The organism is Sorangiineae bacterium MSr12523, from assembly GCA_037157775.1.
Taxonomy (GTDB): domain Bacteria; phylum Myxococcota_A; class Polyangia; order Polyangiales; family Polyangiaceae; genus Pendulispora; species Pendulispora brunnea.
Window position 1 is genome coordinate 6,088,478 of the sequence record CP089982.1, and the last position, 15,456, is coordinate 6,103,933.

General features: G+C 68.5%; 8 protein-coding genes. 2 read left to right on the forward strand and 6 right to left on the reverse strand.

The genetic code is table 11. The features are described 5' to 3' along the window. Nucleotides 1-12: 12 nt before the first annotated feature. From LZC95_23405 to LZC95_23425, 5 genes are read right to left on the reverse strand one after another with little or no spacing between them, the layout of a single operon-like run. Complete coding sequence (locus LZC95_23405; GenBank protein ID WXA99750.1) at nucleotides 13-1,902, reverse strand: carboxypeptidase regulatory-like domain-containing protein; 1,890 nt, start codon at nucleotides 1,900-1,902, stop codon at nucleotides 13-15. After that, nucleotides 1,899-2,441, reverse strand: a complete 543-nt coding sequence (locus tag LZC95_23410; GenBank protein WXA99751.1) for a hypothetical protein — start codon at nucleotides 2,439-2,441, stop codon at nucleotides 1,899-1,901. Before LZC95_23410 ends, LZC95_23405 begins: the two co-directional genes overlap by 4 nt. Beyond that, the gene (locus tag LZC95_23415) at nucleotides 2,441-8,779 is read right to left on the reverse strand and encodes a hypothetical protein (GenBank protein WXA99752.1); all 6,339 of its coding nucleotides are present in this window, start codon (nucleotides 8,777-8,779) and stop codon (nucleotides 2,441-2,443) included. The genes LZC95_23410 and LZC95_23415 overlap by 1 nt, the downstream gene beginning before the upstream one ends. Nucleotides 8,780-8,818: 39 nt before the next feature. Next, nucleotides 8,819-10,657 carry a signal peptide peptidase SppA gene (sppA, locus tag LZC95_23420; GenBank protein ID WXA99753.1) on the reverse strand — a complete coding sequence of 613 codons (1,839 nt, stop codon included), beginning with the start codon at nucleotides 10,655-10,657 and terminating at the stop codon, nucleotides 8,819-8,821. A gap of 6 nt (nucleotides 10,658-10,663) precedes the next feature. Further along, the gene (locus LZC95_23425; GenBank protein ID WXA99754.1) at nucleotides 10,664-12,982 is read right to left on the reverse strand and encodes a zinc-ribbon domain-containing protein; all 2,319 of its coding nucleotides are present in this window, start codon (nucleotides 12,980-12,982) and stop codon (nucleotides 10,664-10,666) included. Between the two features lie 261 nt (nucleotides 12,983-13,243). Here LZC95_23425 and LZC95_23430 point away from each other — a divergent pair, with 261 nt between their 5' ends. After that, the gene (locus LZC95_23430; protein WXA99755.1) at nucleotides 13,244-13,918 is read left to right on the forward strand and encodes a hypothetical protein; all 675 of its coding nucleotides are present in this window, start codon (nucleotides 13,244-13,246) and stop codon (nucleotides 13,916-13,918) included. Between the two features lie 17 nt (nucleotides 13,919-13,935). Here the strand turns inward: LZC95_23430 and dps are convergent, their stop codons facing one another. Next, nucleotides 13,936-14,412 carry a DNA starvation/stationary phase protection protein Dps gene (gene dps / locus LZC95_23435; GenBank protein ID WXA99756.1) on the reverse strand — a complete coding sequence of 159 codons (477 nt, stop codon included), beginning with the start codon at nucleotides 14,410-14,412 and terminating at the stop codon, nucleotides 13,936-13,938. Nucleotides 14,413-14,523: 111 nt separating this feature from the next. Here dps and LZC95_23440 point away from each other — a divergent pair, with 111 nt between their 5' ends. Continuing rightward, complete coding sequence (locus LZC95_23440) at nucleotides 14,524-15,450, forward strand: LysR substrate-binding domain-containing protein (GenBank protein WXA99757.1); 927 nt, start codon at nucleotides 14,524-14,526, stop codon at nucleotides 15,448-15,450. Nucleotides 15,451-15,456: the final 6 nt, after the last annotated feature.

Below are 15,456 nucleotides of genomic sequence, written 5' to 3' on the forward strand. Positions count from 1 at the left end.
GATTACCAGCTTTCAGTTCGGCGGCTTGACAGAAACACTTCGTGGTTCGGTCAGAAAGAGTTCCAGCTTGCCGTTCGCATCCGTAACAGCCTGCCCAATTTCCACCGCCCGGTTCCCACACGACTGCCCCTGAGGGCACTTCGGCACGGCAAACGCCCTGACCAGGGCCCCCCGCACGACTTCCTCCGGTTGGATGCTGCGCGCTCGTGAAACGAGCGTGACCGAAACGGCAATGGGTGCGGGTACCACGAAGCGGTCCAAGGTAACGGGGGTGTTGGCTATCTTGTGCGATGTCGAGACCACCCATGGAAATCGCGTTCCATCTCTGGGTCGGACGACAATGTCGTAATCGCCCGGATCGAGCTGGAGCGAGAATCCCCCCGTCGCATCCGTAGTCGTCCGCGCCGCGCGCATCGCTTGCGCAAAGGGCCCCGGCTTGGCCGGACTGACCGCAGCCTGAGCCTCCACCTCGGCTTCCGCAACGGCGGTACCGTCGGCGAGAACGACGGTCCCTTTCACCTCGGTCTGGCGCACGAGGGGAAACATGATTGGCCCTGAAGCATCCACCTTCGTTTGCCCTACCCAAAGCGCCAGCGGTGGAGCCTCGGGGGCCGGCGGTTCCGGAAAGATCGCCACGTCGTACTGCCCCAAGGGAAGCGGGACCTGGAACGTGCCCGAAGGATCGGTTTGAATCGTCGTCGCGTAGCGAAGGAGCCGGTTCGAAGGCCTCGCCACGAGCGCCCCCGTTTGGTCGACGCTCCGAAAGACCATCGTGGCCCGCGCGGGCACACCGTCTGGTCCCATCACCTGCCCCGTCACGTTGGCCGGCGGCGGAACGTACGGATACGCCTGCGGCTTCGGAATGACCGGCACCGCCTGGCTGATGAGCGAAGGCACGCCCAGCACCGTCCGCGGAGGCGCAATCACGAGCTCCACCGGAACGGACTGCAGACTGGGATGGCCAACCGTAAACAGGGTCACCTCGTTCGTCCCAGCATGGAGCGTGGCCGTGGGAGAGATGTTGCGATGCCGCACGCTGTTCTGCAGGACGGCCGTCCAACCCGTGAGATCCCGCGGCGGCCCGGAGGGGTCCGGAAAGATCTGGTACGTGCGCGAGTCCGTATCCAATTCGTTGCTCGTGAGTTTCACCTCTTGAAACTCCGACGCCGTGAAATCGAGCACTTGCTCGTGCGGCGGGAACGCTTGATCGAACGGCGGATCGGGCGAGATCACGCGCAAGTAGCGCCCTGCCGGTAGCGAGACGCTCCACCCGATGCTGGGGCTCCCGAACGGGCCAGGCCCCGGAGCATTGCCCCGAAGTGCTTCGGGCGGAATCGGGACGAGCATGGGGGCGAACAGGGGCAACGCGGGTATGCCGAAGTCCGTGGACAGCGGTGTATCGGTCGGGTCCTTCGGTGGTGTCGAAGGCTTCTCGTAGGCGAGCGGATACCACGTCGTATGCTGCGGGATGGTGGTATTGAAGCGCGGATTGCCGAGGTTGCGCCCCAAAGTATCTTGCGCTGCTGGATCGAACATGTACCAACCCAGTGCGCTGACCAGACTTGGAACGAACACACAGGTTTCCCCCTCCGGACAGGTCTGAGGCAGAACGAGTTGCGAGAGGTCCTTCGATCGCATCACCGCGGTAGCTGGCACCGAGTACGCAGGAGAGCCCGCGGGCGTGCTGATCAACAGCGTGAACTCGAGGGTCGAGTTCAGCTTGCAGAAGCCTCCAATGCGATCGCAAACCGGTACACCATCTTGCTGGTATCCGGCGCACGGATGCGACGAGCAATCGTTCCTCGGCGCGAGCGAGGACTCGAACGGCAGCTCCCTGCAATGCGCTGCCACGAGGAGCAAGGCCATGCCGGCTAGGAATCGACCGAAGATCCGTGGCTTCATGGCGATGCGTCCGAGCCGTCCCTCCCGGCATCGACGGGTCCCGCGTCGGGCACACTCGCATCGTATTGAATGCACTTCGAATAATCCCCATTCGGCACGTAGTTCCACGAGACGGAGTCGGCGCCCGTTGGATCGCCATTGTGGGGAAACGCGCCAAAAGCCAGGGCGACCACGAACTCGATGACGTGGCAACGCTGCGGATCCATGGCGTCCCTCGACAGCGAGAAGGTCACGACCTGCACATCGGGCGCGTCCGAGCGCCCCGGTTCGGATCCACTCACTTTGGGAAGCGGATTCACACCCTCCTCGTAGTCGACGAACACGCGCCACTGGTAGCGCTCCGCCGGATTGTAAAGCCGGAGGGTCACATTGAAACCGCCGCCATCCGGTATCCCCAGCAAGGGGCGCGAGGAGGCGGGGTCGACCGACATGATGGACGGAGTTCTCGTCGGCAAACTCCGTTGCTCGGGCAACGGATCCGCAATAATGCACGCCGCGAGAAAGCCCCCGACCAACGCCAGCGCAGCGACCTTGCGCATCACGGCTCCTCTTTCAGGCGGGCGGCCATGTACTCGGGGGAAGCGGCGAGTTCGGCGAGATTGGCAAGCTCGGGGAACTGCGCGCACAAGCGCTCGACACCGCCCCAGGCGCGGGCGCTTTCCAGGTCCATGCCGCGTTCGCGGAGGAAGGATTGCGCGACCAGGGCGAAGTCTCCCGCCAGAAACAAGCCGACGCGGCGCGCGCTTTGGCGGACCATGGCGACGACGTCATCGTAGCTCGTTCGAGGGGCGGCGCCGAGGAGCTCTTGCATGCGGCGCTGCGTGCGCGGGGGCACGGTGTGCCAGAAGGACTCGGCCAGGCGACCGCTCTTCGGATCCAATTGACGGCCGTACTCCGGCGGGCCGAAGGCACCCAGCATGGCGCGCCACATCAGCGATCCCTCGGGCTCGGGCAATGAGGCAATGAGCACGTTCTGCGGCAATGCGCACGCGATGCCTTGGCCCAAGGCGTAGCGCAGCTCCGGTGTGTCCGCGCGCAGATCGCCCGAGAGCACGATGGCGGGCGGCGACGCGATGTGCACACTCGACGTCACCGACGCGGTCCCCGTGCGCGGGTGCGCGTACAGCGCCAGCTTGGGCAGCGCCAGAAGCCGCGTGGCCGTCTGCAAAAGCTGAAACAAGTGCACGAGCGGCTCCGAGGTGCCCTTGCCGATTCGGATCCCCGGCGGCGCCGTCGTCTCGCGAAGGAAGATCTCCGGCGCGCTCTCCCACAAGAGCCAGAGCACCTCGAGAACGGCCGGATGCCCCACCTTGGCCAGGAGCGCCAGCATCCCCTGCTGCTCGCGTTGCGCGCCGAGCGGAGGCGGCTCCCGCGGCGGGGTGTCCGGATCGAGCGCCGCGAGCACGCGCTCCAGTTCGGCCGCCGATGGCTCCTCGGGCGGCGCCATGGGCAAGGACGAACGGCGCTGGCGCAACGTCTCCAGTTCGGCGGAGAGCTGCGCCGAGAGCACGCTTCCCTCGGGCGCGGCCGCCATCGCCTCGACGAAGACCTGCTCGCCCTCGACGAAGTCGTCCTGGCTCGTCGACGTGAGGAGCAACCGTCCGAGCTGCGCCAACGTCACGGTGCGCTCTTCGCCGGTGGTCGCGCGAACAAGCTCGCGCAACACGGTGCGCGCACGAGAAAGATCGCCGCGCGCCGCCGCCACCTGCGCCGTCTTCTTCAGCGCCTCGAAGCGCGATTCGGGGTGAAATGCCGCCTCGTCCAGATGGGTCAACGCCGCATCCACGCGATCCGCGCGAAGGGCCGCGGATGCTGCCGCCAGGGCCACCGTCCCGCGCGAGCGAAAGCCGAGGAGATTCCCTTCGAGCGCCGCCTCGTAATATGCGAGGGCCGAGGGGAAGTCCGACGTGAGCATGCAGCGCTCGGCCAGGGCCAGCGCGATCAGCGGCTGCGCGCCCACCTCGGCGTGGGCCTGGGCAAGGCGCAGCGATGCCTCGTCCACGCGTCCCAAGGCGGTGAGCGCCTCCACCGCCAGGAATGTCGACAGCGCCACGTCCTCCGGCTCGAGCTCCTCGTCCACCTTGGTGAGCTCCGCCAACGTCGCACGTGCCTCGTCCTCCGAGCCGGCGCCGCGCAATCGATACTCCAGACCGCGCGCAAAGAGCTGCGTCGCCGCCCGGTGCGGCGCGGCATCTGCCGCCTTGCGCGCCCGCTCGAGTGAGCGTGTTCCATCGCCCACGCGCGCCGCGGCCTGTGCCGCGTCGACCCACAGATCGGCGCGCGTTGCATCGTCCGCACCGCCATAGAGAGCCGCCGCCTCCAGCGCAGCGCCCAGCTCGTGGTCGTCTTCCAGCGCGCGGGCCAGGTCCACCCGAAGCACCATCGCCTCGATCAAAAGCGGCTCGCGCTCGAGCAGCTGCGTCACCAGCACCAGCGCACCGCGGAGATCCCCCGCATCGCGCGTCGCCGTCACCGCACGCAGCTCGAGCTCCGCCTGCGTCTCGGCGCCGTTGGCCAGCGCCGATAGGTGCTTCCACAGCGGCGCGGCGCGATGGGTTTGCCCAGTGCGCTCGTAGAGATCGGCCAGGTAGCGGAGCGCACCGTCGTTCTCGGGCCACTCGCGCAGAAGCTCTTCCAGCTCGGTGCACGCCTCGCCGACGCGTCCCAGGCGCTGCTCGAGGATGGCCACGCGCCGCAGACGTACCGCGCGCAAGGAATCACGCCGCTCCGTCTTCGGCGCCAGGCGCGTGATGCGGCCGGCGAGGTGCTCGGCGAGCCGCTCGTAGTCGCCCGCGGCGACGATCATCGACTCCACCGTTTGATCCGAGGTTTCGTCCTCGGGGTTCGCGTCCAGCACTTGCTCGAGGGCGGTGATGGCCTCGTCCACCTGCCCCGCATCCTCCAGGGCACGCGCGAGGCGCCGCAGCACGGCGGGGCGCGCCTCGGCGTCGACCCGCTTTTCGATTTCGCGCAGTGCCAGGATGCGCACGTCCGTGCGGCGCGCCATCTCCGCGGCCCGCTCGAGCGCGCTCCAACGGGCGAGCGGCTCGGGATCCAATTCGGCGGCCTTGCGAAGCAGAGAGGCCGAGCTGCCCAGCTCCCCGCGCTCTTCGCAGCGCTGGGCCACCTCGGTGTAGCGATCGGCGCGATCGCGCGGTTGAAATGACTCGTCCTCGGCCCGTGCCAAGGTGCGCCGCTCCAGATCCGACGCTCGCCCCGCCGACCCGTACAGCGCGCGGATTTCCGACTCGACGGCCGAGCGCTCCTCCGGCCCGAAGAGAATGCGCGCGCGCTCCATCGCGTCGATGGCTTCGTCGTACTCTCCGGCCATGGCGCGCTCACGCGCGTACGTGCGAAACACCTCGGCGCGCTCGTCCGGCGGCACGGTTTGATCGAGACGCCGCGACAGCTCGGCGTCCCCCAGGCGCTGCGCAGCGTCGTCCGCAGCGCGCACCAGTTTCGGATCCTCCGGCTCGCGCAGTGCCGCACGCAAGGTGAGGCGATCGCGCAGCTCGCTTTCGCCGCGGTGGTGCGCGATGGCCGCGAGCAACTTCAGCGCCGCCGCCCCCACGTGGGCGTACGGCTGCTCGAGCACGGCCACCGCCGCCTCCACGAACGCGACGACGGTGGGCGTGCTCGCGAGCTCGCCCGCGTGGTCGACCAAGGACGCGTACTCGTCGATGTCCGCGTTGGTGTCGAACGCGCTCGTGATCGCGGCGAGCGCACCCTCGGCATCGTGAAAGAGCTGCAACGTCATGTGCGCCAGCGCCAGCGCAGTGCGGGCTCCATCGGGCCCTTCGAGCTTCGCGGTCAGCGCCTGCACGGCCTCCTGCACGCGCGCGGCAAGGGCATCGTGCTCGCCCGGTGCCACGCGCAGAAGCTCCTGCGCGGCGTCGGTGAGCAAGGCCAAGGTGCCCGCGTCGGGCGCGAGGCGTGCGGCGCGGAGCAGGCAATCGACCCGTTGCTGCAAGCCCGCGTCGTCCGTATCCGTGAGCGCCGCCGCGCGCAGAAGCCACCCGGCCTGCGCCACGGGACTCGGCGAGAGCTCCGCCACGTACTCCAGCGTACGCACCGCGAAGAGCCGATTGTTCGCCCGATCGGCCACGCGCTCCAGGAGCACGAGCGCCGCCCCCTCCGAGGGCACCGCCACGAACGCATCCCCCGCGTGCTTCAGCGCGCGCTCCGGATCGCCGTGGTGCTCGAAAAAGCGCGCACCGCGGTAGTGTGCCGCGCGACGGCCGAATCGTCCCAGCGCACGCTCGCCCATCGCATCGTAGAGGTCCGACATCTCCACGATGCGGTCGCTCTTGATGGCGCACTCCTCGGCAATTTCGAGCGCCTCGGTGTGCTCGGGATCGCGGTCCAGCGCCACGATGGCCAGCTCGAACCCGCGACTTGCCTCGTCCACCGCCAACGCCGCACGCGCCGCCTCCGCCGCGATGGCGCCCGAGGTTGCGCGATCGGCCTCGTGGTCCATCAGCTCGCAGAGGCAGTCGAACGCGAACCGCGGATCGGCGAAGCGCGCCATGTCCGTCGCCAGCGTGAAGTAGCCTCGATAAGGCGCCATTTTCGCCGCGCGCACCCATGCGTCGACCGCACCGTGGCGATCGCCCGCGAGATCCCAGAGTGCCGCCCCCAATTCCCGCCACGCGGCCGAGGCGGCCCCCGGATCTTCCTCCTCGCTCAGGAGCCGTGCGTGCGCCTCCAGCCACGCGAGGCTGCCGTCTTCGGAAAGCGCCGCCTCGCTCAGCGCCTCGATGCGCTCTGCCAAAGGACCTGGCGATGCACCGAGGCGAAGCGCCCGCACGATGGCCCGCACTTCCCCGTCGAAATCGCCCGTGGCCATGCGCCGCTCGGACAGGGCGACGAACAGCTCGCGCCGCTCCTCCGCCGTCGCACCGGAGGCGATCCATCGCTCGATGATGGTGCCTGCGAGATGGTCGTCGCCCGCCCGCTCCGCCGCATCGAGCAACGCCGCGCGAAGCTGCGCTTTGCGCGGGCCGAACACGTCGAGCGCCCTCCGCGCCACGACCACCGCGCGCGCCGAATCGAGCTGCGAAAGCTCACGGATCCCCTGCCCCACGAGATCGGCCAGCGGCCCGGCGGGCTGCGGCTGCGAGAGAACCCAGGAGAGCGCATCGCCCAGCCGAGCCGCCTCTTTCGCGCGCACCACGCGCTCGATGAGCCATTGCGTGGCATCGCGATCGCCCGGGCGCAGGGCCACGTATTGCTGCGTCCACGCCACCGCGTGCCCCGTCTCGTCGAGCTTCTCGAGCGCCTCGGCCAGCGCCTTGCAGAAATGACCGCGCGGGCACACGAGCTTCACCACGCGCTCGAGCGCCGAGGCGCTGGTTCGGTCTTCTCCAGTCATACAAGCCTCGGCCATCGCCCACACCGCGCGCGGCGACGTCGGCTCCGCATGGCACGCCTGCTCGGCAAGCGCCCGTGCCGACACGGCATCACCTGCCGCGAGGCTCCGCTCCGAGGCCACGGCATAAAGCACCGCGCGCACCGCGGGCGCGGCATCCTCGGCGAGCCGCTGGAGCTCCTGGGGTTCGGTCGGTCCGGGGCGCTCCACCACCGCCTTCACCCAGTCGAGCCGGGCGTTGCGGCGTGGGGAATCGGACATCGACTTGCGCAATTCCTCCTGCGCCGCCTGCGCATCGCCGGCCCGGAGCGCCTCCGCCATCGGCTCGATGGCAAAGCGGAGCGCGTGGGCGCGCAGCGCTTCGTGCGCCTCGTACGAGTTCGCATCGAGCGCGTACAACTCGGCATAGGCCTCCGCCGCGCGCTCCGGATCGTCGAGGCGCCCCGAGGCGAGGTGCGCGAGCTCCTCGTAGTGCCGCACGCGGATGTCGACGTCGTCCTCGGCCTGCGCACGCGCCTCCACGCGCACGGCAAGCATCTCGAAAAGCCCCGCGCGCAAGAGCAGCTCGTCGAACGCCGACGCCGCCTCCCCGAGATAGCCCACATCGATGCCTTCGTCGAAGGCCGCCCCCAGCGCGACCGGCACCTCGCCGCGCGCCAGGGCCTCCTTGCGACGCCGTGTGTGCACCGCGCGCGCCTCTGCGCTGTCTACCTGGAGCTCCAAGGCGCGTGCATGCTCGCGCCAGATCTCGTCCCCGGCCGCAGGCTTGCCCTTTTCGGCGAGCGCTTCCGCCAGCGTGCGCGCGGCCGTTTCGCTCGAGGGATCCGCCTCGAAGGCGCGCAGGGAATCCTCCAGCGATTCCTCGCCTTGCGCATGCCGGCGCGCGGCCGCGTCCACGTAGGACTGCGCGGCCATGGCGGGGCTCACCACGTCGGGCGCCCACGAGGCCAAGGTGCCGCGCAGCTCCAGCGCCAGCCCGCTCTTCTTGTCGACGCGGGCTGCATCCTCGAAGGCCTCGCTCGCGCCACCCGGATCGCCCGCACGTGCATGCAGCACGCCCACGCGCACCAGCGCGGCCGCCATCTCCGCCTCGTCGGCCTCGGTGCTGGGCACCTCGCCCTCGTCGATGGCCGCGCGAAGCACGGCAGCGGCCAGCCCCGCCTCGCCCAGGCTCTCGAGCCATGATGCGAGCTCGCGGCGCAGCTCCGGGTCTTCCGCGGTGCGCAGCGCGCGCAGTGCAAACTGGGCCGCCTCGTCCAGATCGCGATCGCGCCGGGCTAGCCAGCGCGCGAGATCCACCGCGGCGGAGGCCTCAGCGATGGCATCCTCGAATTGACGTGCCTCGGACAACCGCGCGCGCAGGCTCGCTTCTTCCGCGCGCTCGCCGGTGCGGCGCTGCGGGGCCGGCGGCGGGGCCGTGGAATTCCGCTTTCGCGTTGCCTCGGCAGGCACGGTCCACTCGGGCGGCGGCAATGTCGCGCGAGCCATGGCATTGTCGAGCTTGTCCACAGCGCCATGGTAGCGAATGTGGCCTTCAGATTCTCGCTATCATTTGACCACGAGCACGTACGGCATGGCGGCAGCCTGGTGCTCGTCGCCCGTGAGCGGGGCAAGCGCCGAGACGAAGGGCACCATGTCCGGCGCCACCTGGTCCAGCACGGACTTCGCGACCTGCGTCACGCGTTGGGCGCGGCTTTCCTCGCCGCCCTCATCCGCGCCACCTCCCCCGCCCAGCGCCTCGAGCACGCGCGGCGAGTTTTCCACCACCTCCACGGCCGCGTCGCTGTCGAGCTTCGCCAGCTCACGCGCCTTGGCAATGGCCGCGTCGAGCCCGCCGATTTCGTCGACCAAGCCCCGGTTCTTGCCTTCGCGCCCGCTGAAGATGCGCCCCTCGGCCGAAACGGCGACCTTCTCGACCGGGATCTTCCGGCCCTCGGACACCCGCGCCAAAAACAGGTCGTAAATGCCCGTCATCGACTCCAGCACCCGCGCCCGGGTGGGCTCGTCCCACGCCACGAAAGGCGAATTGTACGCCGCCCGCGTCGCGGCTTTGCTGTCGCCCGGCTTGGCCGGGAAGGTCTCGGCATGCACGCCCACCTTTTCCAGCGCTCCCCCGACGGCGATCTTGCCGCCCACCACGCCAATGGACCCGACGATGCTCGTGGCATCCGCGAAGATGACGTTCGCGGTCGACGCCAGGTAGTACCCGCCGCTCGCGGCCATGTCGCCCACGCTCACCACGATGGGCTTTTTCGCCCGCACCCGCATCAACCGGTGCCAGAGCAAATCGCTCGCGAGCGCGCTGCCGCCGGGTGAGTCGATGCGCAGCACCACGGCTTTCACTGCATCGTTTTTCTCCAGGCGGGTGACGATCTTCCCGAGCTCCTTCTCGGTGATTCCCTCTTGGCCGCCCAAAAGCCCGCCGCTCGGTGCCATGGAGATGCTTCCCGTGGCTCGCACCAGCGCTATGGGCGCCGTGATCACGCCGTCGCTGCCGAGCGCGCGCACCAGGCCGGAGAGGCTCGCCTCACCGTCGTCGCTCGCGCCGGGGCCGAAGCGAAGCTCCTCGCGCACCGCGCCCGTGGCCTTTTTCTCGGCGTCGCGAGCATCGTCCAAGTAGCCGACCTCGTCGACGAGCCCGCGCTCCTTCGCCTTGCTGGGCGAGAATGGGCCATCCTCGGCCGACACCGCCGCGTTGGGCCTGGCCTGCCCATCGCGCGTCAGCCCTTTCCCGATGGCATCGAGCCAGCTCGCGCGGATGTCCGCCAGCACCGACTCCAACGAGGCACGCGCCTCGGGGCTCGGCCCGTCGCGGGTCAGTGGCTCCTCGGCGCCTTTGAATTTCCCGACCTGGAGGAAATCGATGGTCAGATGCAGCTCGTCGGCGAGCAGCTTGCGCATGTACACGACTTGCGCCGCGATGCCCACCGTCTCCACCTCACCGGCGGGCGAGACGAAAATCTTCGTGCAGCCCCGGGCCGCCGCGAACATCGTCTGGTTCGAGAACCCATCGCCATGGCAATAGACGGCCTTGTCCTTGCGCACTTTCTCGAGAGCCTCCCCGAGCTCCTCGGCGCGCGCATTGCCCAGGCTGGCCGCACCAAAGCGCACGAGCACCCCTTTGATGTCCGCGTCCTTGCGGGCCCGCTCCGCCGCGCGCAGCACCTCGTCGAAGCTATGCTTGCGCGGCCCGAGGCCCCACGCGCTTCCCGCGCTCTGCTCCGGCACGCCGTGGCTCAAGTCGAGCAGCGCGAGCGCCGGCCCCGTGCGCGGCTCCCGCGCGGTCGCCCCCGAGCCCGAGCTCGATGGCGTACGTCCCTTGCAGCCCACCGCCAGCGTTGCCGCCAGTGCCGCTAGGCCCGTATATCGCGCGAGTTTTCCGCTCATGATCGACTATTGCTCTGAAGGTGACGCTGGCGATGGCCCGGAGGTGCTTTCGACGCGTTGCTTGACCCGGTGCGGGTACGTTCCTTCCGGCATCCGCTCGACGATATCCTTGTAGGTCCGGATGGCGCTAGCACGATCCCCCAATTCCCATTGCACGTCACCGAGGCCGACGAGCGCCGGCATGTAGGCCGAATTGTCCGCAATCGCGCGCCGGTAGTAGCTCTGCGCGCCCTGCAAATCGCGCTGGCCACGCAAGACGTCACCCATGCCGGTCAGCGCCTCCACGTTGTGCGGATTCTTCGCCAGCACACCTTGATAAAGCGACTTGGCCCGCGGCAGGTCGTTGTGGTTCTTCGCGATGTCCGCCTGCTGCAACTCATTCGGCGCCGGCGGAGGCGCCGCGGCATGCGCGGCCGCGGCTTTGCCCTTCGGCGCATTCGGTACGACTCCGGCGTCTTGCGCCGCCGGCGCCCCCGCATCGACGGCCGCTCCGGGGGCACGCTCGACGTAAGCCCGCAACGCCGCAAGGAGCGGATGGGGACGCGGGAGCGCCGCCAATCGATCGAGCTCCTGCTTGGCCAACGCCGCATCCCCCGAGCGCGCAAGCGCATAGACGAGGGCCGCACGAGCACGGCCCGAGCTCCCCTCCCCGCCCGCAGCGGTGCGCAAACGCTCGATGACGATGGCAAACGGCGGATCTTGCTCGGACAGATCGAGCGCCGCCAAGGTGTACGCCGCATCGGGTTGCGAGGCGTTGAGCGAAGCCGTGCCCACCGACCCCAGCAGCGCGCGCGCCGATTCTTTCTCGCCCGCGAGGCGCAGCGCATCCACCTTCACCTTCTTGGCCGCCATCTCGTTCGGCGCCGCCGCCATGGCCGCATCGGCGGACTTCAGCGCCTCGTTCACCAGGCCGTCGAGCTCCGTTTTGTTCGCGCGCGTTTCGTTCTCGGCGCGCGGATCGTCGGGCAAGAGGCGCTGACGCAACCACGGCACGTCCGCGCGCATGACGGCGAGGCGTGCCAGATCGATGAGCACACGAGGATCCTTGTCCGCGAGCGCGCTCGCCTTGTCGAAGTTCTCCTTCGCCTGATCGAGGTTGCCCTGATCGAGCGCGGCCTCGCCCTGTTTCAAATAGGTGCCCAGACGCGGATCCGGCGCCGGCTCGGTCGTGGGCAAGGCGATCGACTTGCTGATCCGATCGAGGTACGGCCGCCCGAACACCGCGGCCACCGCACCGATGCCGAACAGCATGATGATGGTCACGAACCATCGCGCCGCACGGTTGCGGCGCGGCAGCGGCTCGACCATCGCCGACAGCGGCGTGCGACTGCGACGGCGCCTTCCGTCGCTGAAATCTTCCTCGTCCAGCGATTCCGCACGCCGCACTGGCGCCGTGGGCGGCGGAAGGGACATGTCGTTCGACGGCGTGGGCGTCGGAAAGCGCCTCTCGGGCAGCTTCTGCGCGGGATCGATGGGGCGCTCGTGCGGGCGCGAGTCGTAGGTCCCATACGTCGGTTGTGCGGGGGGCGGCGGTGGCGCAAGATCGTCGGTCACCACGGGCACGCGCACCGTGGGTGCGAGGGACGCCTCCGGCCCGACACCCTGCGTGGTGACCGCCCCCGGCCGGGGCAGCTGCGCCGCATTGTCAACCTGGCCAGCTTCGTGGAGCGCCGTGCCAATTTGGCCAATTCCGACTTGCGTCGTGGAGCGGTGATGCTCGCCAGGCCCCGCCGCGCCAACACCGATGCGGGTCGACTTCCACACCGCCCGAGCCGGGCTGGCGGGATCGACCGACGCCGAAACCCGCTGCCCCACCTCGGGTGGCAGCGGCGGGTTGGGCGCCTCCGTCGGGGGAAGCGTAGGCGGGTCGAAGTGGTCCTCGCCCCGGCCGGTACCGGCCAACGTCCCGCGCGGAATGCCGCTGACCACGGGCAGATGAGCCTCGTCCGCGGCCGCCAGCGATCCTTTGTCGAGATTCTCGATCGGGGCCGTTATCCGGCGTTCCGCCGCCTTGGCGTGAAAGAAAGGCTCCAGCTCCGCAATGGCGCCCAGCTGGCGCGGCGGTGCGCTTCCGCGTGCAAGCACATCGTCACGCGCCACGGAGTTTCCCGAGATGGCGCGCTGCAGTTCACGAAGCGACGTGAAAACGAGCGTATTGCCCTGCGCCGTCGTGATGACCCACCGATCTTCTTCTTGCGCGCCCATGCTGCGCCGCACGCGAAACTGGTGCCCGCAGCTCGTACATTTGACGGTCGTTCCCCTCTCACTGACGAGCGCGTCGTCGAAATCGTACTCGGTCTGGCAGCGCTCGCACTGGACGTACATGGCTGAAGGGAGGGGCTAGGGGTTGGTTGTTAGGGTTTGGGGATCAGAAACCACCCTTACCTCAATTCCGACAGTAATCCCCAACCCCTAATCCCTTGCATGACGCGTGTTCCACATGCCGCGTGAACGAGAGTGCACACCCGCGCGGCGTCCTTTGTCTTTTGGCGGAATTCACGAGTTTCCACAGGCGCTTGTGAGGGGCACACGCGTTGCTATGCTTGGCTGGGCATGCGGCCGACGTTCAACGTGAGGGCTCCTTTCATGAAGCGATGGTTCGGTCTTCTCATTCCGGCAGCCCTCGGGCTCACGACGGCGGCCGTCTTGAGCGGCTGTCCCATTTACGACGGGGATAGCGGCCACCGTGTGTGCACCGCCAGCGGTGACTGCTACGACTGCCCCAATTCTTACTATTCCAACGAGTGTGTGCCGTGGGGATGCGGGTCCAGCTTCGACTGCCCCGACGGCTACAGCTGTCAGAACAACTATTGCGTCAGCGGGAATGGTTGCTCGCGCGACACCGACTGCCCCTACGGCTGGAGCTGCGGCTCGGATCGCCAGTGCCATTCTGGCGATTGCTCCGTCACCGGCTGCCCCAAGGGCGGCACGTGCAAGCTCTCCGGTGGCAAATTGCAGTGCGTTTACCCGGATGCGGGCCCCCCCACCGACGCGGGTCCGGCCCAGTGCACCGGCGACGGCACGCAGGACATCTGCGCCTCCGGCAGCATTTGCCTGCACCACAACTGCTACATCGCCTGCTCGCCCGACGCCGGCGCCGACGCCTGCAAGGGCGCGGACAAGTTGAACGTCTGCAAGCAGGTCACCGCCGCCAATGGCACGTACAACATCTGCGGTTCGGGCACGGACGTCGGCAACGAGTGCGACGCGAAGCGCCCTTGCAGCAGCCCGACGCTCTGCATCGACGGCTACTGCAAGTAACCCCTAGCTGGCCGATTTCAGCCTTCGAGAGAAGCACGCAAGAACCACGCGTGCTTCTCGAATTCGGTCACGACCTGCGTGAGCAGATCGACGGTGTCCGTGTCGCCGAGCTTTTCGCCCACGGTGCGTGACTCGCGCACGCCGTCGAGGAACTTCTCGAAGCGCTCGGCCAGAAGGCGCACGTGTTCGAGGTCGCGCGTCGTGTCCTGCGGGTACTCGGGAAGGCGCGACGACTTGGAGACGTGGCGCACGGTTCCGTAGGCGCGACCGCCCAAGGTGACGGCGCGCTCGGCGATGCCGTCGTTGAAGTTGGCCAAGCCCACCGCAAACGTCTCGAACAGCGGGTGCAAGGCGGCGAACTGCGGGCCCTTGATGTTCCAGTGCGCGACCTTGATCTGGCTATGCAGGTCGAGGCCATCGGCCAGGCGCGCGTTGAGCGTCTCGACGATCTGGACGCGGGCATCTTCGGGCAGGTGACTGGGGCTCTTGTACATGGGGTCCTCTCTATCTCGTTGGCCAAGATGCGTTCGATCCGTCGATTCCCCAAACACATGGTTTCGATGGACGTGATAGGCGCTATCTATCACAGTGCGCGTGACGGGATCATGACGGCACCGCACCCATTTTCGCTTCGCCAACTTCAATACGTGGTGGCCGTGGCCGACCTGCTCTCCTTCCGCAGAGCCGCCGAACACTGCCATGTGTCGCAACCCTCGCTCAGCGCCCAGCTCGCCCAACTCGAGGAAGCCGTCGGCGTGCAGCTCTTCGAGCGCGATCGGCGACGCGTCTTGCCGACCGCCGCCGGGCAAGCCTTGGTCGAACGCGCCCGTCGCGTGCTGCTCGAGGCCGACGATCTCGTGGAGGCTGCCAAGCGCGTGGCCGATCCACTGGACGGCACGTTGCGCATCGGGGTCATCCCCACCGTCTCGCCGTATTTGCTTCCACGGCTCACGCCGCGGCTGCGGCGCAACTTCGAGCGGCTCTCCGTGGCGTGGCTCGAGGACAAGACCGATGTCCTCGTGAAGCACTTGACCAGCGGCAACTTGGACGCGGCGCTCGTTGCCCTCGAGGCCGACATCGGCGACGTGGAGCACGACGTCATCGCCAAAGATCCGTTCTTCCTCGTTGCGCCGCCGGAGCATCCCCTGGCCAAAAAATCAGCCCCGGCGAGCCGCGCGGAGCTGCGCGATGCCGGCGTGCTCCTTCTCGACGATGGCCACTGCCTGCGCGAACAGGCGCTCGACTTCTGCTCCCGGGCCAACGCACGCGAGCTCGAGTTTCGCGCCACGAGCCTGCCGACCTTGGTGCAAATGGTCGCCGGAGGCTCCGGGGTGACCTTGCTCCCGGCGCTATCGATCCCTACCGAAACCCAGCGTGCACGTCTGCGCGTTCGCTCGTTCACCGATCCGGCGCCCTCGCGCACGATTGCGCTCGTCTGGCGCAAGCGCTCGCCACTTTCCCTTGCACTGCACAAGCTCGCCGCAGTGCTTCGCGACGCTTACCCGGCCAGCCCCGCGAGCCGCACGCGTTAGTCGAGC